This is a genomic window from Streptomyces stelliscabiei (assembly GCF_014873495.1).
GTDB classification, from domain to species: domain Bacteria; phylum Actinomycetota; class Actinomycetes; order Streptomycetales; family Streptomycetaceae; genus Streptomyces; species Streptomyces bottropensis.
The window spans coordinates 6,041,153-6,060,131 of sequence record NZ_JADBGF010000001.1 but is presented as its reverse complement, the minus strand read 5'-3'; the positions used below and the strand labels follow the sequence as shown (position 1 = coordinate 6,060,131).

At 72.4% G+C, this 18,979-nt stretch carries 16 protein-coding genes and 2 pseudogenes; 7 read left to right on the top strand and 11 right to left on the bottom strand.

What is annotated here, in order from left to right; genetic code table 11:
* Positions 1-26: 26 nt before the first annotated feature.
* The 7 genes from ccsB to hemL form a co-directional block, all read right to left on the bottom strand.
* On the bottom strand, positions 27-1,151 hold the full coding sequence (ccsB, locus tag H4687_RS26790; RefSeq protein WP_046920343.1) for a c-type cytochrome biogenesis protein CcsB: 1,125 nt from the start codon (positions 1,149-1,151) through the stop codon (positions 27-29).
* A complete protein-coding gene (gene resB, locus H4687_RS26785) occupies positions 1,148-2,980 on the bottom strand; it encodes a cytochrome c biogenesis protein ResB (protein ID WP_050398101.1) in 1,833 nt (610 codons plus the stop codon). The genes ccsB and resB overlap by 4 nt, the downstream gene beginning before the upstream one ends.
* A gap of 4 nt (positions 2,981-2,984) precedes the next feature.
* Entirely contained in the window at positions 2,985-3,770 is a 786-nt protein-coding gene (locus H4687_RS26780; RefSeq protein ID WP_046919466.1) for a cytochrome c biogenesis CcdA family protein, read from the bottom strand.
* Positions 3,771-3,780: 10 nt separating this feature from the next.
* Positions 3,781-4,380, bottom strand: a complete 600-nt coding sequence (locus tag H4687_RS26775; RefSeq protein WP_046919465.1) for a TlpA family protein disulfide reductase — start codon at positions 4,378-4,380, stop codon at positions 3,781-3,783.
* A gap of 65 nt (positions 4,381-4,445) precedes the next feature.
* On the bottom strand, positions 4,446-5,711 hold the full coding sequence (locus H4687_RS26770; protein WP_179860040.1) for a polysaccharide deacetylase family protein: 1,266 nt from the start codon (positions 5,709-5,711) through the stop codon (positions 4,446-4,448).
* 589 nt (positions 5,712-6,300) lie between these two features.
* Positions 6,301-6,975 (bottom strand): histidine phosphatase family protein, encoded by a 675-nt coding sequence (locus tag H4687_RS26765; protein WP_046917405.1) that lies wholly within the window; start codon positions 6,973-6,975, stop codon positions 6,301-6,303.
* Positions 6,972-8,291 (bottom strand): glutamate-1-semialdehyde 2,1-aminomutase, encoded by a 1,320-nt coding sequence (gene hemL, locus H4687_RS26760; protein ID WP_046917406.1) that lies wholly within the window; start codon positions 8,289-8,291, stop codon positions 6,972-6,974. Before hemL ends, H4687_RS26765 begins: the two co-directional genes overlap by 4 nt.
* Before the next feature lie 988 nt (positions 8,292-9,279).
* Between hemL and H4687_RS26755 the strand changes: the two genes are divergently transcribed.
* On the top strand, positions 9,280-9,717 hold the full coding sequence (locus H4687_RS26755) for a hypothetical protein (protein ID WP_003974483.1): 438 nt from the start codon (positions 9,280-9,282) through the stop codon (positions 9,715-9,717).
* Between the two features lie 81 nt (positions 9,718-9,798).
* Here H4687_RS26755 and H4687_RS26750 read toward each other — a convergent pair.
* A pseudogene (locus tag H4687_RS26750) lies at positions 9,799-10,452 on the bottom strand (M20/M25/M40 family metallo-hydrolase); the annotation flags it as partial.
* On the opposite strand from H4687_RS26750, the pseudogene H4687_RS26745 reads away from it, so the two are divergent.
* The 4 genes and pseudogenes from H4687_RS26745 to H4687_RS26730 form a co-directional block, all read left to right on the top strand.
* Positions 10,450-10,943 (top strand): annotated as a pseudogene (locus tag H4687_RS26745) (Lrp/AsnC family transcriptional regulator); the annotation flags it as partial. The pseudogenes H4687_RS26750 and H4687_RS26745 overlap by 3 nt on opposite strands.
* A 72-nt stretch (positions 10,944-11,015) precedes the next feature.
* Positions 11,016-11,945 carry a class A beta-lactamase gene (bla, locus tag H4687_RS26740; RefSeq protein ID WP_373560627.1) on the top strand — a complete coding sequence of 310 codons (930 nt, stop codon included), beginning with the start codon at positions 11,016-11,018 and terminating at the stop codon, positions 11,943-11,945.
* Positions 11,946-12,224: 279 nt separating this feature from the next.
* On the top strand, positions 12,225-13,472 hold the full coding sequence (locus H4687_RS26735; RefSeq protein WP_046917408.1) for a pyridoxal phosphate-dependent aminotransferase: 1,248 nt from the start codon (positions 12,225-12,227) through the stop codon (positions 13,470-13,472).
* Positions 13,473-13,539: 67 nt separating this feature from the next.
* Positions 13,540-13,935: a TOBE domain-containing protein gene (locus tag H4687_RS26730; protein ID WP_046917409.1), complete on the top strand. Its 396-nt coding sequence runs from the start codon at positions 13,540-13,542 to the stop codon at positions 13,933-13,935.
* Positions 13,936-13,957: 22 nt separating this feature from the next.
* Here the strand turns inward: H4687_RS26730 and H4687_RS26725 are convergent, their stop codons facing one another.
* Entirely contained in the window at positions 13,958-14,941 is a 984-nt protein-coding gene (locus H4687_RS26725) for a phosphotransferase enzyme family protein (RefSeq protein ID WP_050398099.1), read from the bottom strand.
* A gap of 4 nt (positions 14,942-14,945) precedes the next feature.
* The gene (locus H4687_RS26720; protein ID WP_050398098.1) at positions 14,946-15,440 is read right to left on the bottom strand and encodes an ATP-binding protein; all 495 of its coding nucleotides are present in this window, start codon (positions 15,438-15,440) and stop codon (positions 14,946-14,948) included.
* A 432-nt stretch (positions 15,441-15,872) separates the two neighbouring features.
* Here H4687_RS26720 and H4687_RS26715 point away from each other — a divergent pair, with 432 nt between their 5' ends.
* Together H4687_RS26715 and H4687_RS26710 are read left to right on the top strand one after the other, a co-directional pair.
* Positions 15,873-16,622, top strand: coding sequence for a transglutaminase domain-containing protein (locus tag H4687_RS26715; RefSeq protein WP_046919935.1), 750 nt, complete (start codon positions 15,873-15,875; stop codon positions 16,620-16,622).
* A 173-nt stretch (positions 16,623-16,795) separates the two neighbouring features.
* Positions 16,796-17,308: a hypothetical protein gene (locus H4687_RS26710; protein ID WP_046919937.1), complete on the top strand. Its 513-nt coding sequence runs from the start codon at positions 16,796-16,798 to the stop codon at positions 17,306-17,308.
* 51 nt (positions 17,309-17,359) lie between these two features.
* On the opposite strand, the gene H4687_RS26705 is transcribed toward H4687_RS26710, so the two are convergent.
* Entirely contained in the window at positions 17,360-18,976 is a 1,617-nt protein-coding gene (locus H4687_RS26705) for a sensor histidine kinase (RefSeq protein WP_050398097.1), read from the bottom strand.
* Positions 18,977-18,979: the final 3 nt, after the last annotated feature.

Genomic DNA, 18,979 nt, shown 5'->3' with positions numbered 1-18,979 from the left:
GCGGGGGTGCTGCCGGAGCCGAACCGTCAGGCCCGGCCTCCGACGGAGTGCAGCACGGCCAGGCCCACGTCCGCGTAGGAGTGCTTGCCGCTGACGAAGATGTTGACGCCGTAGTAGTTGAACAGCCAGCAGGCGAAGGCGACGATCGCGATGTACGCGGCCTTGCGGCCCTTCCAGCCGGCCGTGGCGCGGGCGTGCAGGTAGCAGGCGTAGGCGACCCAGGTGATGAAGGACCAGGTCTCCTTCGGGTCCCAGCCCCAGTAGCGGCCCCACGCGTCGCCCGCCCAGATCGCGCCCGCGATGATCGTGAACGTCCACAGCGGGAAGACGGCCGCGTTGACGCGGTACGAGAACTTGTCGAGGGAGGCCGAGGCGGGCAGCCGCTCCATGACGGAGGTCGCGAACCGGCCGGGCCGCCCGCCGCTCGCGAGCTTGCTCTCGTAGGAGTCCTTGAACAGGTACAGGATCGTGCCGACCGCGCCGACGTAGAAGACCGCGCCGCAGAAGATCGCGGTGGAGACGTGGATGTAGAGCCAGTACGAGTGGAGGGCGGGAACCAACTGGTCGCTGGCGGTGTACAAGACAGTGACGGCGAGACCGAGATCGAGGAGGACCGTCGTGATCAGCGGAAGCCCGAGCCAGCGGACGTTCTTCTTCAGCGCGAGCAGCGCGAGGTACACCCCGACGGCCACGGTGGAGAAGGTGATGTTGAACTCGTACATGTTGCCCCACGGCGCCCGCTGCACCGAGAGGGCCCGGGTGAGCACCCCGCCGAATTCGACGACGAAGGCCAGCGCGGTGAGGGACACGGCGATACGGCCGTAGAGGTCGCCCTGCTCGTCCCCGCCGTGCGCGCCCGGCCCGTCCGGCACGTCCCGGGCACCGGCGGCGGCCCGCACGACCACCTTCGGCCGCTCCAGCACGCTGGTCCCGCCGGCGGACTTCACCGTCACCGCGGGCGCGTCCGCCTTCTTGGCGTCCTTCGGGTCGGAGGTGAGCGCGGCGGCCGTGCGGCCGACCTTGCTCCGGCTCCCGAAGAGCCACTCGGCGATGTACGCGAAGAAGGCCAGGGTGTACACGGCCATCGCCGAGTAGATCAACGTGTTGCTGATGTTGGCGAGATTTTCGTTGGTGGCGGCGGCGAGAGTCACTGCTCGGCCCCTTCGGAGGGTACGGCTGGGGGTTTGGGGGTGGATGAGTCCGGGCCCACGCTGACCGCGCTGTCCGCGGGCGATCGTGGCGCCGGGGCGGCGGGGGTGGCCGTGGCGGCGGCGGACGGCTCGCTGTCGGGCTCCGACTCGGGCTCGGGCTCGGGGGCGGTGGGCGCTTCGGCATGGACGACCGCCGCCAGCTCGCCCAGCTCCTCCGGCACCTTCGCCGACTCGCTGCGGCCCAGCCCGGCCATCTCCACGACGGTGATCCCGTCCGGGCCGGTCACCGCCCGCACCCACACCCGTCGGCGCTGGATGAACAGGGACCCGGCGAGCCCGAGGATGGCGGTGATCGCGCCGCCGAGGGCCCATCCGCTGCCGGGCTGCTGGGTGATCTGGAAGCCGGCCCACTCCCTGACCCCGTCGAAGGTGATCGTGCCCGCCCCGTTCGGCAGCGTCATGGACTCGCCGATCCTCAGGTTCTCCCGCACCTGCGCGCCCTTGGAGTCCTTGAACTCCTTCAGCTTGGACTTGTCGAGCTGGTACACGCTCTGCGGGATGCCCGCGTTGACCCGGAGGTCACCGTGGTACGGCTCCAGGTTGAGCACGGGGTTCAGCAGTGCGGGGAACTGCGAGACCACGGCGGTGTTCTTGCCGCCGTACGTCGGGAGGAAGAAGGCCTGGATACCGAGCTGGTCCCACGCGCCCTCGGCGTCGCGGTAGCCGTCCATGACCTTGATCACGCCGGTGGAGGTGATGTTGGGATCCAGCGGCAGCAGCGGCGCCGCGTCCTGGAAGACGACCTTGCCCCGGCCGTCCTTGATGGTGACGACGGGAGCGTATCCGTGGCTGACCAGGTAGACCTTCGAGTCGCCGATCTCCAGCGGCTTGTTGACCTCGATCCTGGTCGGCCGCTCCTTGCCGTCGGCGCCGACCGCGTAGTCGACGGAGGCCTCGAAGACGCGCGGCGTGCCCTTGTTGGGGCCGCTCGTCTCGTACGTGGCCCGGAAGTTCTTGAGGTCGAAGCTGAAGGGGTTGAGATCGTCGGCGGTGAAGAGGTTGCCGGACTTGAAGTCGTCGTACTGGATGAGGGTGTTGGCGAAGCCGTCGCCCTCGACGATCAGCTTGTTGCCCTCGGACCGGTAGAGCTGGCCCCAGGCGAAGGCGACGAGCATCACGATCAGGGCGATGTGGAAGGCGAGGTTGCCCGCCTCCCGCAGATAGCCCTTCTCGGCGGCGACGGCGTCCCCGGCGACATGCGCGCGGAACCGGCGCTTCTTCAGCGCCTTCAGCGCGGCCTCGCGGACCTGCTCCGGCGTGGCCTCCGTGCGCCAGGTCGCGTAGGCGGGCAGCCGGGTCAGACGCTTGGGCGCGCCCGGCGGGCGGCCCCGGAGCTGGCCGACGAACTGCCCCGTGCGGGGCACGATGCAGCCGATGAGCGAGACGAAGAGGAGGATGTAGATCGCGGAGAACCACACCGAGCTGTAGACGTGGAACAGCCCGAGCCTCTCGTAGAGGGGCCCCAGTGTGTCGTGGCGCCGCATGAAGTCGACGACCCGGGACTCGTCCTGGCCCGACTGCGGGATCAGTGAACCGGGGATCGCCGCGAGCGACAGCATGAACAGCAGCAGCAGCGCGACCCGCATGGACGTCAGCTGACGCCAGAACCAGCGGGCCCACCCGATCACGCCCAGCGAGGGCAGGTGGGGCGCTTCCTCCTCCGGTGCGGTGGAGAGCTGCGAGCCGGCGGCGCCGAGGTCGTTGTCGTCGGGGGTCCCGCTCGCGCGTCGGGCGGCGCTGTCGCGGTTGCCGGAGTCGGTCGTCGTCATTGGCTCAGATCCCAGGGGTGAAACCGGCGGACCAGACCTGCATCTCCTGAATGATGCGGTCCCAGGCGCCGGTCAGCATGAGCAGTCCGATCGTGATCATCATGCCGCCGCCGATGCGCAGCACCCACGCGTAGTGCCGCTTGACCCAGGCGAAGGCGCCGAGCGCCTTGCGGAAGGCCACCGCGGCGAGCACGAAGGGCAGGCCCAGCCCCAGACAGTACGCCACCATCAGCAGGGCCCCGCGACCGGCGCTGGCCTGTTCGAGGGCGAGGGCGTTGACGGAGGTGAGGGTGGGTCCGATGCAGGGGACCCAGCCGATCCCGAAGAGGGCGCCCAGTATCGGGGCGCCCACGAGTCCGGTGGCCGGTCTGGTGTGGAAGCGGAACTCGCGCGCGGTGAACCAGGGCATCAGCCCCATGAAGAACAGCCCCATGGCGATCATGAGCACGCCGAGCACCTTGGTGAGCACGTCCTGGTGCTCCAGCAGGGTCTGCCCGAAGTACCCGAACAGCGCGCCGCCGGAGACGAAGACGAAGGTGAAGCCGAGCACGAACAGCCCGGCCCCGGCCACCATCCGGCCCCGTCGCGCGTCGACCAGGTCGGTACCGCCGACGCCGGTGACGTACGACAGGTAGCCGGGCACGAGCGGCAGGACGCAGGGCGAGAAGAAGGAGACGAGTCCGCCGAGGACGGCGATGGGCAGGGCGAGCAGCAGGGCTCCGTCGAACACGGTCCTGTTCAGCTCGGCGGCGGTCGTGGTCAGCGCGGCCGCCATGGCCGGATCGGACATTCCCGGCACGTCACTTCTCCGCGAGGATCGGGTCGAGCATCTTGCGCAGCTTCTCCTCGCTGAGCGCCTGCTGGGTGCGCGCCGCGAGCTTGCCGTCCCGGTCGACGACGAGCGTGGAGGGGATCAGCTGCGGGTTGAGCGACCCCTTCTCGAAGCGCAGCAGGAGCTTGCCCGTGGGGTCGTAGAGGCTCGGGTACGTGACCTTGTACTGCTCCTCGAAGGCGACCGCCGGCCGGGTGCTGGTGTCCCGTGTGTTGATGCCGACGAACTGCACGCCCTGGTCGGCGAGGTCCTCGGCGACCTTCGCCAGGTTGGGCGCCTCGGCGCGGCACGGTGCGCACCAGGAGCCCCACACGTTCAGGACGATGATCTTGCCCTTGTAGGCGGAGAGGTCGAGCCGGTCGCCGTCGATGGTCTTGCCGGAGAGATCGGGCGCGGTGGCTCGGTCCCCCTTCTTCACCGTCGCGATCCCGTCGGAGCCGGTGATGAACCCGGTCCCACCGCCCCCGCCCTCGATGCCGCCGCCCGCGCAGGCGGACAGCGTCAGCACCAGGGCGACGGCCCCGGCGGAGAGCAAAGCGGCACGACTACGGCTCGTACGGACACTCATGTGAAAAGTTTCGCATGCCCGTTTCGGGGGCTTACGGCGGGGTCGACAGCCCCTTGGCGCGCAGGTCAGGCGGCCGAACCGGCCCCCAGGAACTCCTTCCACCCGCCCGTCGGCCGCTCCCCCACCCCGAGGGTCTGGAGCTTGGCCAGGACCTCCGGGGTCTGCGCGTCCATCCAGTCCACGAACTGCCGGAACGAGACGATGCGCACCTCCCCGTCCTTGGCCTTCTCCTTGGCCCGCGCGATGTGCTTGAGGGCCTCCTCGACGGCGTCCATGTAGACCCCGCCGTTCCACTCCTCGAAGTGGTTGCCTATGAACAGGGGCGCCCGGTTCGTCTCGTACGCGCGCTGGAAGCCGGCGACGTACGCGCCGGTCGCCTGGGTGCGGTAGGCCGGGTAGTTGGCGGGCGGGGCCTGGGTGGAGTTCTGCGACTGGTTGAACATGATGTTGTAGTCCATGGACAGCACCTCGAAGCCGCGGCCCGGGAACGGCACGGACTGCAGCGGCAGGTCCCAGATGCCCTGCTTCTTCTTGGGCCAGACCTGGAGGCCGCCGGGCGAGGAGGAGTCGTAGCGCCAGCCCAGCTCGCGCGCGGTGGGCAGCAGGTTCTCCTGCCCCAGCAGACAGGGCGTGCGGCCGCCGATCAGCTCCTTGTCGTAGTCGAACGGCAGCGGTTCGACATCCGTCCAGCCGCTGTTGGTCTTCCACTCCTTGACGAACGACTTCGCCTGCTCGATCTCGCTGCGCCACTGCTTGGGCGTCCAGTTCCCGACCGAGCCGGTGCCGCCGCAGAAGTGGCCGTTGAAGTGGGTGCCTATCTCGTGTCCGTCGAGCCATGCGGTACGCACGTGACCCAGCGTCGACTTGATGTGTTCGTCCGTCAGATAACCGATGTCCGAGGCGCCGGGGGCGTTGTTCGGCGGGAGATACACGCGCTTTTTCGACTCCGGGAGGAGATAGATACCGGAGAGGAAGAACGTCATATGGGCGTCGTGATCCCGCCCGGCCTTCAGGAACCGCTCGAAAAGACCGTTCCCGACGTCACCGGCCCCGTCCCAGGAGAACACCACGAACTGCGGCGGCTTCTCGCCGGGCGCCAGCGGTTGCGGCTTGCCCGGCTGGTTCGGCTGCTTCCCCGTGTACGAGGTCGAGCCGTCACCCAGCGGCTTCGCCTTCTTCCCCGGCTTCTTCCCGCCGGGCTTCTTGCCGCCCCCGGACCTCCCGGCCTCGCTCGGCTCGCCCCCGAGCCCGGTCCCACACCCGGTCAGCCCGAGCCCCACGGCCGCCCCCGCCCCGAGCCCGAGCATCCCCCTCCGCGATATCCCGCGCATTACGTCCCCCTCGGTCATTCCACACACCCGTTCACGTGAAGCACACCGTCTGAGAGGCCCGAAAGGACGAGAGGGTTCCCATTGATCTACACCCGGCACGAATCCTTTACGCCCCCGCACCCGAAGGAAGCCCTTTCCCTGGGCCGCAGGGAACCACCCGGCCCCCCTCAGCATCGCGGAGAACACAAACACCCCCACCAAGCCACCCTTCCCCCACCCACCACGCACGGGGGCGCCCCGGAGGCGCGGACAGCTTTCCAGCGGCGCGAGCAGCTTGGCAGGGGGCGGGCAGCTTTTCAGGGGCGCGGGGAACTGCGCGAACACCCCCACCGACCCGCACTCCCCCGAACAACCGCACCCACCACGCACAGGGGCGCCCCGGGGACACGGACACCTTCCCAGGGACGCGGACAACCCTTCAGGGGCGCGGGGAACTGCGCGAACACCCCCACCGACCCGCAGCCCCCCGACAACCGCACCACCCCACCCACAGGAGGCCCCGTCAGGGGCGCGGGGAACTGCGCGAGACCACCACCACCGGCCCACAGCCCCCCAACGCCCACCCCTCACCCCACCCCAAGCGGAGCGCTCACGCTCCGAAGGCCTTGGATTGCCCCTTCACCGGCTTCGCCCCCGCCAGCAGATGCGCCGGTACCAGATCCCGCGCGGGCTCGCTGTACCCGACGGACACGATCCTGTCGCCCTGGTACGTGAACGTCGTCAGGGACGCCAGCGTGCACTGCCGCCGCCGCGGATCGTGCCAGAGCCGCCGCCGCTCGACGTACGACCGCACGATCCAGATCGGCAGCTGGTGCGAGACCAGCACCGCCTCGTGCCCCCGCGCCGCGTCCTTCGCCGCGTCGAGCGCCCCCATCATCCGCACGACCTGGTCGACGTACGGCTCGCCCCACGACGGCTTGAAGGGGTTGACCAGGTGCTTCCAGTTCTCCGGCCGCTTCAGCGCGCCGTCACCGACACCGAACGTCTTGCCCTGGAAGACGTTGTCCGCCTCGATGAGCCGCCCGTCGGTCGCGAGGTCCAGCCCGTGCGCCTTGGCGACCGGCGTCGCCGTCTCCTGCGCCCGCTCCAGCGGGGACGCGCCGACGTGCGTGACGTCCCGGGACGCCAGATGCTCGGCGACCCGGTCGGCCATCCGGCGCCCGAGGTCGGAGAGGTGGTAGCCGTCGAGGCGCCCGTAGAGAATCCCGTCCGGGTTGGCGACCTCGCCGTGCCGCATCAGGTGGACGACCGTGATGTCACTCATGCTGCCGAAGCCTCCGCTGCTGCCCGCGCCGCCGCCGGAAGGGCGTCGGCGATCCGCTGAACCGCGCGATCGTCGTGCGCGGTCGACACGAACCACGACTCGAACGACGACGGCGGCAAATAGACGCCCTGCGACAGCATCGAGTGGAAGAAGGCGTTGAAGCGGAACGACTCCTGCGCCTTGGCCTCCTCGTAGTTCCGCACGGGCGTGTCCGTGAAGAACACGGAGAACATGTTGGAGGCGTTCTGCACCGTGTGCGCGACGCCCTCCTTGGTGAGCGCCTCCGAGACGAGCCCCTGGATCCGCCGCGACACGGCGTCGACGACGTCGTAGGCCGCCGCGTCCAGCAGCCGCAGCTGCGCGAGCCCGGCGGCGGTCGCGACCGGGTTCCCGGAGAGCGTGCCGGCCTGGTAGACGGGTCCGGCGGGCGCGAGGTACGCCATCACGTCGGCCCGCCCCCCGAAGGCGGCGGCGGGGAAGCCACCGCCCATGACCTTGCCGAAGGTCATGAGGTCGGGGACGACCCCGTCGATGCCGAACCATCCGGCCCGGCTGGTGCGGAACCCGGTCATGACCTCGTCGGAGACGAACAGGGCGCCGTGCTCGGCGCACACGTCCTTGAGGCCCTGGTTGAAGCCCGGCAGCGGCGGTACGACGCCCATGTTGCCCGGGGAGGCCTCGGTGATGACGCAGGCGATCTCGCCGGGGTGGGCGGCGAACGCGGCCCGTACGGCGTCGAGGTCGTTGTAGGGCAGCACGATGGTGTCGCCGGCCTGGGCGCCGGTGACGCCCGGGGTGTCGGGGAGCGCGAACGTGGCGACCCCGGAGCCGGCGGCGGCGAGCAGAGAGTCGACGTGACCGTGGTAACACCCGGCGAACTTCACGACCTTGCCGCGGCCGGTGAAGCCGCGGGCGAGCCGGATCGCGGACATGGTGGCCTCGGTCCCGCTGGACACCAGCCGCACCTGCTCCAGCGGTCCGACCCGGTCCACCATCTCCTCGGCGAGCGCCACCTCGCCCTCACCGGGCGTACCGAAGGAGGTGCCGCGCGCGACGGCCTCCTGAACGGCGGCGATGACCTCGGGACGGGAGTGTCCGAGGATCATGGGACCCCACGAACACACAAGATCTACATACTCGCGGCCGTCGGCGTCCGTCAGATACGGACCGGTACCGGACACCATGAACCGGGGCGTACCGCCCACGGCGCGGAAGGCGCGCACGGGAGAGTTCACGCCGCCGGGCGTGACGGCCGCCGCGCGCTCGAAAAGAGTCTGCGAAACTGGGGCTTCGTACGGATAGCTCACACAGGCCATGGTGTCAGAGGCTCCGGAGATCCCGCCGACTGGTGTTTGCGCACACGTTTCGGCGAGCGGTCGCGGGGGAGGTCACTGACACGATGATCGGGTTGCGCGGCGGGGGTCACGCGGCCCAGAAATGCGTTCGGGTGGAGATATGCATCGCGGTGGCGGACTGGGCGACGGGACCGGTGACCTCGGTCCTCGTCGTGCCCGGCGGGGCAGGCACCGACGCGAGGCGGAGGAGGCCGCGGAGACCCGGCAGGAGCGCGGCGCGTCCACCGACCGGGGCGCCTCGGCCGACCGCGGCGGCCCTCCGGAGCGCACCGCGCCCACGGAGCGGAGCACACCGGGCGAGCTGACCGGATCGGCGACGCCCGGTCCGCAGGGCGGCCCGACGCCGGTGCCGCCGCCCGTACCCGTCGTTCCCGTGGTGCCCCCCGTACCTCCGGTACCTCCCGTGCCGCCGGCCCCGGTCGTCCCACCCGCGCCCTCGGGGTCACCGGGGTCACAGCCCCCGTACACCCCGCAGGGTCGGCCGGGCGTGTACGGTCCGCAGGGTGCACACGGCACCCACGACGCACACGGTCAGCAGGGCGACGCCGACCGTACCGACCACACCGAGCGCGAAGCAGCGGATATCGACCGCTCCGAGACCGGTGGCGACCGTATACAGAGCGGTTCCGACCGGGTCCCGTCCAATGGCTCCGACCGGATCCAGAGCGGCGGGCCTGAGCGGATCGGGCGCCGCAGCCGTATGGACGGTATGGACCGTATGGATCGTGCCGATCATGTGGATCGCGTCAATCGTGTGGACGGAATGGATCAGACGGACCGGATGGACCGGCCTGACCTGGTGGATCGCAGGAGTCGCGCGGAGCGCAGGAGCCGCGCGGACCGCAAGGACCGTACGGACCGCATCGAGAGTGCGGACCGCACGGACCGGGTGGACGGCCTGGACCATGTGGTCAACCGGCTCCGGGCGGGGAGCGGGAATGGTGGTCGGGTGGGGGTGACGTACAAATACTTCGGCGCGCCCGACGGCGCGACCGCGGCCCGTGTCCCGATCTCGATGCGCCCCGAGGAACTCGGCGGCGACGAGCTCGGGATGAACGGCATGTTCACCAAGATCAAACCGGAGACGATGGCCGCGATGGTGCTGACCGGCATCGAAGGCGTCCCCCTGCACAAGGTGCCCCCGCTCGAACTGGTCGTCCTGCACCCCGACTACGCCGTGGTGAAGCTCCCGATGACCGTCGTCGACCCGCTCAGGGGCATCGGCGAGGAAGCGGTCGGCGCGGCCGCGTTCATCTGGTCGACGGTCCCGGACCGGGGTGGCCCCCGCGACGCCTTCAACGTCTACCAACTCCTCCACGAGTGGCAGGACTTCAGCCATCGCCTGCATGAGGCGGGGCACCAGCCGTACTGCCTGGTCTGGCCGTGAGCTGACCTCCAGGAGGTCCGGGCGGGGTTCTCGCGACCCCGCCCTCGTCATGCGCCGGACCGGCGCGCACCCGGCCGGTCCGCTCCGCGGCGGCCGGGTCAGGCGGAGCAGCATCCCGGCCACCAGGGCCGTCTGGGCCGGGACCGTGTCCGGGAGGATGTACTCACCCCGGGCGTGGGCGCCGTCGCCGGTCGCGCCCATGCCGCACAGGACGGGGAGGCCGAGGGCGGCGACGAAGTTGGCGTCGCTGGCCCCGCCGACGGCGGCGGTGGGCAACTCCTCGCGGCCCTGGGCGCGGGCGGTCCCGCGGGCGAGGTCCAGGAGCGGGGCGGAGGCGGCGCCGAGGGCCATCGGCGGATGGTTCCAGTCGTGGTCGACCTCGATGCGCACCCGGGGGTCGGTGACCTCGATGGCGGCGAACTCGGCGTCCACACGGGCCTGTTCGGCCGCGCCGGCAACCCTGATGTCGATGCCGGCGGTGGCCGACCCCGCGACCACGCTGACCGCCGAACCGCCGCTGACCACCCCGGTGTTGACCGTCGTGCCCCACTCGGGCGCGGCGACGGCCGCGGCCGCGATCACGAACTCGGCCAGCGCCAGGATCGCGCTCGCCCCGTCCTGCGGCGCGAGCCCGGCGTGCGACTCGACGCCCGTGGCCGTGACCCGGAAGATCCCGGTGCCCTTGCGGGCGGTCTTCACCGCGCCGTGCGCGGTCGGCTCCAGCACCAGCGTCCCGCCAAGCCCCTCAGCGAGGCCGAACGCACCGTCGTCGCCCAGCTGGCCCAGGACGGCCGGGCCTCCTCCGCGAGCATCGGACGCGGCGCGGGGCCGGCCACCTCCACCGCGCACCGCGTCGTCCGCCGGGTCCTGGACGAACGCTGGTGCGGCCCCGGCTGGAGATCGTGTCGGAGCGGCTCGGCTTCCAGACGCCGTTCATCCTCCGGCTGCGGGTCGCCCCCGGCGAGACCCCCGACGTCATGCGCCGCATCGACCGGCTCCCGCAGACCCGCCTCGTCGCCCACGTCGCCAGTGACATGTCGGTCCTCGCCACGGGCCTGGTCACCGACCGCTCCGCCCTGGCCGCGTTCGTCGACCACGACCTCGCCGAGATCCCCGGCATCCTCACGGCCCGCGTCGACGTGATGCTCGCCGAGCCGCGCCGGTACTGGCTCGACCGCGACCTCGCCGCCGGCCTGGGCACCTTCCACGCGCCCGCCCTGTTGTGAGGGGAACCCCGTGTGACGGGAGTGACGTCTCCGGAGTCGGGACAGAGATCACGACCACGTAGGGAGAAGACCTTGGAAAGCAAGGGATCAGGCCTCCGCCGTCGCACGGTGCTCGGTCTGGGCGGGTTGAGCGGCCTGGGCGCCGTGGGTGCGCTCGGCACGGTCGGTGCCGGGCCGGCGCACGCCTCGGCTCCGGACGACACGGGGCTCGCGGGCCGACTGGGCGAGCTGGAGCGGGAGTACTCCGCGCGGCTGGGGGTCTTCGCCCACGACACGGCCACCGGGCGCACGGTGGCGTACCGGGCGGACGAGCGGTTCCCCCTCTGCTCGGTGTTCAAGACGCTCGCGGCGGGGGCCGTGTTACGGGACCTCGACCGCGACGGCGAGTACCTCGCCCGGCGGATCCACTACACGGAGGAGTACGTCAAGGCGGCGGGCTACTGCCCCATCACGGTCGAGAACGTCTCGACCGGTATGACCGTCGGGGAGCTGTGCGCCGCGACCGTCTCGCACAGCGACAACGGGGCCGGGAACCTGCTGCTGCGCGAGCTGGGCGGGCCCACCGCGATCACCCGTTTCTGCCGCTCGCTGGGCGACCGGACGACCCGCCTCGACCGCTGGGAACCCGAGCTGAACACGGCGGAACCGTGGCGGACGACCGACACCACCACCCCGCGGGCGATCGGCGGAACCTACGCGCGGCTCCTCCTCGGCCGGGCCCTGCCGGACGCGGACCGGGACCTGCTGACCGGCTGGCTGGTCGCCAACTCGACGAACGTCGAGCGCTTCCGGGCAGGCCTCCCCGCCGACTGGACGCTCGCGGACAAGACCGGCGGCGGATCGGCGTACGGGGTCGCCAACGACGTCGGCGTCGTCTGGCCGCCCGGCCGCCCGCCCCTGGTCCTGTCCGTGCTGTCGACCAAGTACGACCCCGAGGGCCCCACGGACAACCCGCTGGTGGCCAGGGCGGCGGGGCTGGTCGCGGGGGCGCTCACGGCGTAGCGGCGACCACCGGCCGGCCCGGGCGGCCCCGGCGCGGGACCTCCCCGTCCGGCACGGCCGTGTGAGCGTGCGGGGGTCGGCGCCGCCGCCTCCTGGGCCGCGATCCCGCGGACGCATGCCGCCGTCCCCTACCGCGCGGCGCCCGTGCCGCCCGGCGCGCCGCGCACGAGGCCCCGGACCGTCGCCGGTCCTGGGCCTCACCCCCTTCCTCCGCCCTCCACCGTCCGCACCCCGGTCGCCGCTGGCCCCGAGCCCCCTGTGGGCCGCAGCATGAGGGGCATGAGCGATGTGAACGACGCGAGCGGCATCAGTGACATGGGCGGTACGGGTGGCCTCGGAGGCAGCGGCGGTGTGCGGGTCTCGCGGCGGGCCCGCGCCGTCGCCCCCTTCTACGCCATGGAGTTCGCCAAGCAGGCCGCCTCGCTGACCGCGCAGGGCCATGACGTCGTCAAACTCAGCCTCGGGGAACCGGACTTCGGTGCTCCCCCGGCCGTCGTGGCGGCGATGCGGGACGTCATGGACGGGCGGCCGATGACGTACACCGCGGCGCTCGGACTGCCGGCCCTGCGGGAGGCCGTCGCGGGGTTCTACCGGGATCGGCACGGCGTCGAGGTCGACCCGGGCCGGATCGTCGTCACGGCGGGCGCCTCGGCCGCGCTCGTGCTGGCCACCGCCGCCCTCGTGGACCCCGGTGACGAGGTGCTCATCGGCGACCCCTCCTACCCCTGCAACCGGCAGATCGTCGAGAGCTTCGGTGCCGAGGTCACCCTCGTGCCCACCACCGCCGCGAGCCGGTTCCAGCTGGACGCGGCGGCGGTGCGGGCGCACTGGACGGACCGTACGCGCGGGGTCATGGTCGCCACCCCCTCCAACCCCACCGGCACCTCCGTCCCCGCCGACGAGCTGGCCGCGCTCTGCGACCTGGCGCGTGAGCGCGACGCCTGGCGACTCGTCGACGAGATCTACCTCGACCTCGGCGACCACGACGAGCGGGGCCGCCCGCCGCGCAGCGCGCTGTCGTTCGACCCCGGGGCCGTCGTGATCAACAGCTTCTCGAAGTACTTCGGCATGACCGGCTGGCGGCTCGGCTGGTGCGTCGTCCCCGAGACCCTCGTACCGGCCCTGGAACGCCTCGCGCAGAACTACTTCCTCTGCGCCTCCGCCCCCGCCCAGCACGCCGCCCTCGCCTGCTTCACCCCCGAGTCGCTGGCGGTCTGCGAGGCCCGCCGGGTGGAGTTCGGCGCGCGGCGCGCGCTCGTCCTGGACGGGCTGGCGCGGATCGGGCTGCCGGTCCCGGTGCCGCCCGACGGAGCGTTCTACGTCTACTTCGACGTCAGCGGGACCGGCCTCACGTCCTGGGAGTTCTGCGAGCGCGCGCTGCGGGAGGCGCACGTCGCGCTGACGCCCGGCCGGGACTTCGGCACGCACACCGCCGACACCCACGTCCGCCTCTCCTACGCGGCCTCGGCGGACGAGCTGCGCGAGGGCGTCGCCCGGCTGGGGAAGTTCCTGACGACGCTGCGGTGACCGGGCGCCCGGCCGGTTCCCCGGTGGCGGGGCCGAGCGGGCGTCCGGCGGCGCATATCTTGGCGCCATGCAGTCCTACACGATCGGTCAGGCCGCGCGGCTGCTGGGGATCAGCCCCGACACCGCGCGGCGATGGGCGGACGCGGGCCGGGTGGCGACCCGCCGCGACGAGAACGGCCGGCGGCTCATCGACGGCAAAGACCTCGCCGCCTTCTCCGTGGAGCTGGCCTCGGACACCGCCGACGAGGCCGACGCCCCCTACACGTCGGCCCGCAACGCCTTCCCCGGCATCGTCACCGCCGTGAAACTCGGTGACGTGGCGGCCCAGGTGGAGATCCAGGCGGGCCCGCACCGCCTGGTCTCCCTGCTCACGCGGGAGGCCGTGGAGGAGCTGGGCCTGGAGGTCGGCATGGAGGCCACGGCCCGCGTGAAGTCGACGAACGTGCACATCGACCGCACCTGAACGAGCCCTCGACGGACCGGCCTCACCACCCGGCAGCCAGCGCCTCCACCAGCCGGGAGACGGCGGCCGGGTCGGGCAGCCTCCCCAGCAGACCCACGACCTGCTCGCTCGCGAACGCCCGCTGCGCCTCGGTCACCTCCGGATCGACCGCGCACGCGGCCTGCACGCGGACGTAGTTCAGCTCCGTCGCGAAGAGCATGGAGAACGACTCCGCCCCCCGCACGACCGCGCGGCCCCCCGCCTCCCGGTAGCCCCGCACCAGCCGCCGGGCGGCAGCGGCGCGGAAGTCGTCACCGCCGGCCCACACATGGACGGCGCGGGCGAGTTCGCGCTCCGCCGACACGGGCCCGGCGTTGTCCCAGTCGAGGAGGACCGGTCCGGACCGCCCCACCAGCACGTTCTGCGGCCGCACGTCGAGATGCGAGGTCACCACGTCACCGCCTTCGCAGGGGGTGACGTACGCCGCCAGCTCCCGCGCCGGGCCGGCGACGAACCGCTCCAGCGCGTGTGCCCAGGGCACCCCGGCCCGCCCGACCGCCTCGCACAACGCGGCCCAGTCGCCCTCCCCGGGGCACCGCTCGTACCACCCGTCGGGCGTCTCCTTCGCCCCCTCCCCGGCCCGGTGCAACAGAGCGAGCGTCCGCCCGCACCACTCCAGTACCTCCGGATCGGCCGGGTCCGCCTCGCTCCCGTCGACCCAGTCGTACACCTTCACGTACGCCCCGCCCATCGAGTCGGGCAGCCGGGACACATACGCCCCGTCCCGGTCCGCGAAGAGGCGGGGTGCGGAGATCCCCAGCTCCTCGGCCGCGTCCCGTAAGGCCGCCTCCCGCCCCACCTGCTCGACATCACACCCGAACAGCAACTCCTTCACCGCCCACGATCCCCCGCCACCACCGGACAGCCTCCAGACCTGCCCCAACGCCCCCCGGGCGACAGGCACCATGTCCCACGCCCCGCCCCCGAGGCCATACACATCCGCAACAAACGCCGCTCTGCTTCGCATGGGATCACCCCAGCACGGACCCGCCCGGCGCCGCCAGGTCGAACCACACCGCCTTGCCGTCGGGTCGGGTGAGGCCGTCGCCCTGGGGGACGGTGGTGGACGTTCCCCAGTGGCCGTCCGTGAGGGCGTCGACCAGGTAGAGACCGCGGCCGCCCTCCTCCCAGCCGCCCGGGGTCAACTCCCGCATGACGGGCGGGTTCTCGTCGCCGTCGTAGACGATGACCCGGACCCGCCAGGACTCGACCGTCAGCCGGAGCACCGACCCTCCGCCCTTGGCGTGCACACAGGCGTTCGTGACCAGCTCGGACGTGCACAGGGCGGCGGCTTCGACGAGGGTGTCGAGGCCGAGGGCGCGCAGGACGGTGGCGACGAAGTCGCGCGCGATGTGGGGGGATGTGTCGAGGGAGGGACAGGAGAGGGTGTAGGTCGTCGCCGCGGGCGAGAGCCAGGGGGCGGTGTCCGGGATCGGGTCGGCGACGTCAGGGGCTGTTTCGGTCATGTGCGATCAACTCCGTTGCGACGAGAAGGGATTGCTCGGGTCCCTACCGCGTCGGTGGCTCCTCCTCGGGTGTCGACGGCCCGGGGTGCGCTTTCAACTGGCGGTACGCAGGGGATGGAGTATGAGAGATTCGAGTACAGGGCTCGCTGCAGGCTGGATATGTCTGAGTAATCAGGTGCACACTCTCCGTGAGCGCAGGGACGACCGTAGTCGGCGTGTTCACGCCGCCGCAATGGGGTCGGTGGAAGTACTACGAAAGCGCACCGCCGGGACCCCCCGGCAGCCGCGGCCCCGGCCACCGTCCCGCCCCCCTCCCGAGTGGCCCGCGGCCCCGCCCGGTCGTCGTGTGATGATGGGCGCCGGGCGCCCGTAGGGGACGGGCGGCGCTCCTCGCGGGGGCGGAAACCGAACGGGCACGGGGACGGAACTGTCATGACCAGTCGACTGCTCATGTCGTACAACGCGCAGGGCAAACGGGCCGGGGTGCCCGCCCGGGAGTCGGCGGGCGTGGTGGGGTCCACGCGGGCCACGGCGATCCTGGACCACGACGATCCACTGGTGGGCGCCCTCGCGCGCCGGGTGCTGAGCGAGGCGACACCGCGTGACGCGCTGCGGACCGCGCACCGGATCATCGCGCGGGACGTCCGCCCGGTGTACTCGGTGGAGGACCGCCGGCGCGTGTCGCGGACGCTGCGGCTGCGGCGTGGCTCGTGCAGTCAGCGGATGGCCGCGCTGGAGGCCGTCGCCCGGGCCGTACGCGTACGGACGCGGGTGCGCGGGCTGCTGGTGGACGGGACCTTCTGGTATCCGAGGTTCCCGCGGCTGAAGCCGTTCGTGCCGGAGCAGGTCCTGCTGGCCTGGCCGGAGTTCAGGATCAGCGGCGCGTGGCTCCCGATCGGCGACCTCTTCGACGCCCCCGCCACGGGCGGCGACGGCTTCGCCAACCGGGGCGGCGAGACCCTCTTCGACGCGATCGCCCGTACCGGCGTCCAGTGGGACTCCTGCGGCACGGCCCCCGGCACCTGCGACCTCTCCGCCCGAGTGGTCGCCGACCTCGGCCACTTCGACGACCGCGACGAACTCTTCGCGCGCCACGGCCAGACCCTGTGCCGGACGGCCCGCACCCTCGGCGAGCCGGTGCTCGGCCGCTGGAGCGCGGGGGCGACCCGGCCCACCGCCTGACGCGGCACCCCGGCCTCCCGGGGTCCGGCACCGCGCCCACCGCGCGCGGCGTCCGTGTCGAGCGGGCCGACGAGGACCCACCGGTCACGGAATGGCCTCCTCTCCCCCACTCCCCCGCATCCGGCGCCACCGGGCACTACGGTCACTCCACCCGAAACGCCCAGGGGGACGAGATGACCAACCCGTACACCGGCCCCACACCGTCGGCGCCCCGCCCGCCCGACACCCGCCCGCTGCGCAAGCGGGTCCTCGTGTGGGTCGGCGGCTCCGCCCTGCTCATGACGGGCACGCTCATCGGGTCCGCCGGGGGCGACGGACAGGAGGGCGTGCAGGCCACCACCAAGCCCCGTACGACCGTCACGGCGACCGTGACGGCCACACCCGAGCCCGGCCCCACCGTCACCGAGACCGTCAAGGCCAAGGCGAAGCCGCGCCCCACCGTCACCGTCACCGAGACCGCCGTCGCGAAGGCGGCCGACAGCGGCAGCGACCCCGGCGGCGGCAGTGACGACACCGGCGGCCAGGACTCCGTCGGCACCTGTTCGATCGTCTCCAACTCCGGCAACTGCTACTCGGCGGGGCAGTTCTGCCGCAACAGCGACCACGGGGCCGTCACCACCACCGAGGACGGCACCGAGATCACGTGCGCCTACCGCTCGAACGCCTGGCGCTGGACCTACGCCTGACCGGACCGGGCCGGGCCGGACGGTGCCGGCGGGCCGGGTGGCCGGCCCCGGTCACCCGCCCGCGTCCCGGACCGTGAACCCGGTCACCAGCCCCCCGCCCTCCCGCCGGAACGCGAACGGCGCGCCGCCGTGCGCGGCCGCCACCGCGCGCACGATCGACAGCCCGAGCCCGGACCCGGGCAGGCTGCGGGCGTCCGGGGCGCGATAGAAGCGATCGAAGATGCGTTCGAGATCGCAGTCGGGGACACCGGGACCCCGGTCGAGGACCTCGACGCGGACGACATCCGAACCGGCACCCGCCGCACCCGCCGCACGCGCCCCACCCGACGCGCGCGAGCCACCCGACGCGCGCGAGCCACCCGATTCCCGCGCGCCACCGTGATCTCCCAGGCTCCCCGGACCCCCCTGGCCCCGCACGCCCGGCTCCCCCCACTCCTCCAGCCCGCCCAGCTCCCCCAGTTCTCCCGCCGACCCCCGCGCCACGACCACCACGATCGCCCCGGACCCCGCGCGGTCGAACTTCGCCGCGTTCTCCACCAGGTTGGAGATGGCCCGCTGGAGGGCCCCGGGCCGCCCCTCGACGGTCGTGTCACCGGCCACGCGGACGAGGACCTCGCGGCCGGTACGGCGGCGGGCGGTCCCCGCGACCTCCTCCGCCAGGTCCGCCAGGTCGACCCGCTGCACGGGCTCGGTGCTGGACTGCCCGGCCGCGAGGTCGACCAACTCGTTGACCAGATCGGTCAGTTCGAGGGCCTCCTGGGAGAGGTCGTCGACGAGTTCCGCACGCATCCGGGACGGCAGCTCGTCGATGCGCCGCAGCAGCGAGATGTTCGTCCGCAGGGAGGTCAGCGGGGTGCGCAGTTCGTGCCCGGCGTCCTGGACCAGCCGCCGCTGGTCCTCCTCCGACTGGGCGAGGCGGACCAGCATGCGATCGAAGGAACGCCCGAGCCGCCCCACCTCGTCCCGGCCCGCGACCGGCACCTGGATGCCCAGCCGCCCGGTCCGCGCCACGTCCTCCGCCGCCCCCGCCAGCTGCACGAGCCGCCGGGTCTGCCGCCGCGCCAGCCACCATCCGAACAGCCCGGCGGAGATGACGATGCCGGACACGAACAGCAGGGTCCGCTGCTGCAGCTCCCGCAGCAGATCCTCCGTGTCGCTGAACTCCTGCGCGACCTGCACGGCGCCCCGGCCGCCGCCGAGGGCGACGGTCACCACCCGGTAGCGGTCGTCACCGACCTCGACCTCACCGTGCTCGACCATCACCCCGGGCAGGGCCGTGTCGGCCGTACGGCGGTCCGCGTCGCGTACGGGCAGGCCGGGGGCGCCCTTCTCCAGGATCTCGCCGTGCGGGCCGAGCACCTGCACGTCGGTGCGGCCGGAGCGGATCAGGTCGTCGCGCGGGCCGCCGCTGCCGCTCGGCGCGAAGTCCTCCGGGGTCAGCCGGTCCTGCTCGACCAGCTCCCGCAGATCACGCACGACCTCGGCGAACACGGTCTGCTCGTCGACCCGCACCAGCCGCGCCGCCGCGCTGTAGCTGAGGATCCCGACGAGGACGGTGACGACACACGCCACCGCCACGAACGACACGGTGAAGGTCGCCCGCAGCGAGGGGACCGGCCGCAGCCGGGCGAGCAGCCGGGACAGCGCCCGGACGGGACGCGGCGGCACCGG

Bases quoted from the DNA above. Each gene is read 5' to 3' on its own strand.
- H4687_RS26725 (WP_050398099.1), bottom strand. From the start codon at position 14,941: ATGCGAAGCAGAGCGGCGTTTGTTGCGGATGTGTATGGCCTCGGGGGC.
- H4687_RS26730 (WP_046917409.1), top strand. From the start codon at position 13,540: ATGCAGTCCTACACGATCGGTCAGGCCGCGCGGCTGCTGGGGATCAGC.
- H4687_RS26715 (WP_046919935.1), top strand. From the start codon at position 15,873: ATGACCAGTCGACTGCTCATGTCGTACAACGCGCAGGGCAAACGGGCC.
- H4687_RS26735 (WP_046917408.1), top strand. From the start codon at position 12,225: ATGAGCGATGTGAACGACGCGAGCGGCATCAGTGACATGGGCGGTACG.
- resB (WP_050398101.1), bottom strand. From the start codon at position 2,980: ATGACGACGACCGACTCCGGCAACCGCGACAGCGCCGCCCGACGCGCG.
- H4687_RS26765 (WP_046917405.1), bottom strand. From the start codon at position 6,975: ATGAGTGACATCACGGTCGTCCACCTGATGCGGCACGGCGAGGTCGCC.
- hemL (WP_046917406.1), bottom strand. From the start codon at position 8,291: ATGGCCTGTGTGAGCTATCCGTACGAAGCCCCAGTTTCGCAGACTCTT.
- H4687_RS26710 (WP_046919937.1), top strand. From the start codon at position 16,796: ATGACCAACCCGTACACCGGCCCCACACCGTCGGCGCCCCGCCCGCCC.
- H4687_RS26770 (WP_179860040.1), bottom strand. From the start codon at position 5,711: ATGCGCGGGATATCGCGGAGGGGGATGCTCGGGCTCGGGGCGGGGGCG.
- H4687_RS26720 (WP_050398098.1), bottom strand. From the start codon at position 15,440: ATGACCGAAACAGCCCCTGACGTCGCCGACCCGATCCCGGACACCGCC.
- H4687_RS26775 (WP_046919465.1), bottom strand. From the start codon at position 4,380: ATGAGTGTCCGTACGAGCCGTAGTCGTGCCGCTTTGCTCTCCGCCGGG.
- H4687_RS26780 (WP_046919466.1), bottom strand. From the start codon at position 3,770: ATGTCCGATCCGGCCATGGCGGCCGCGCTGACCACGACCGCCGCCGAG.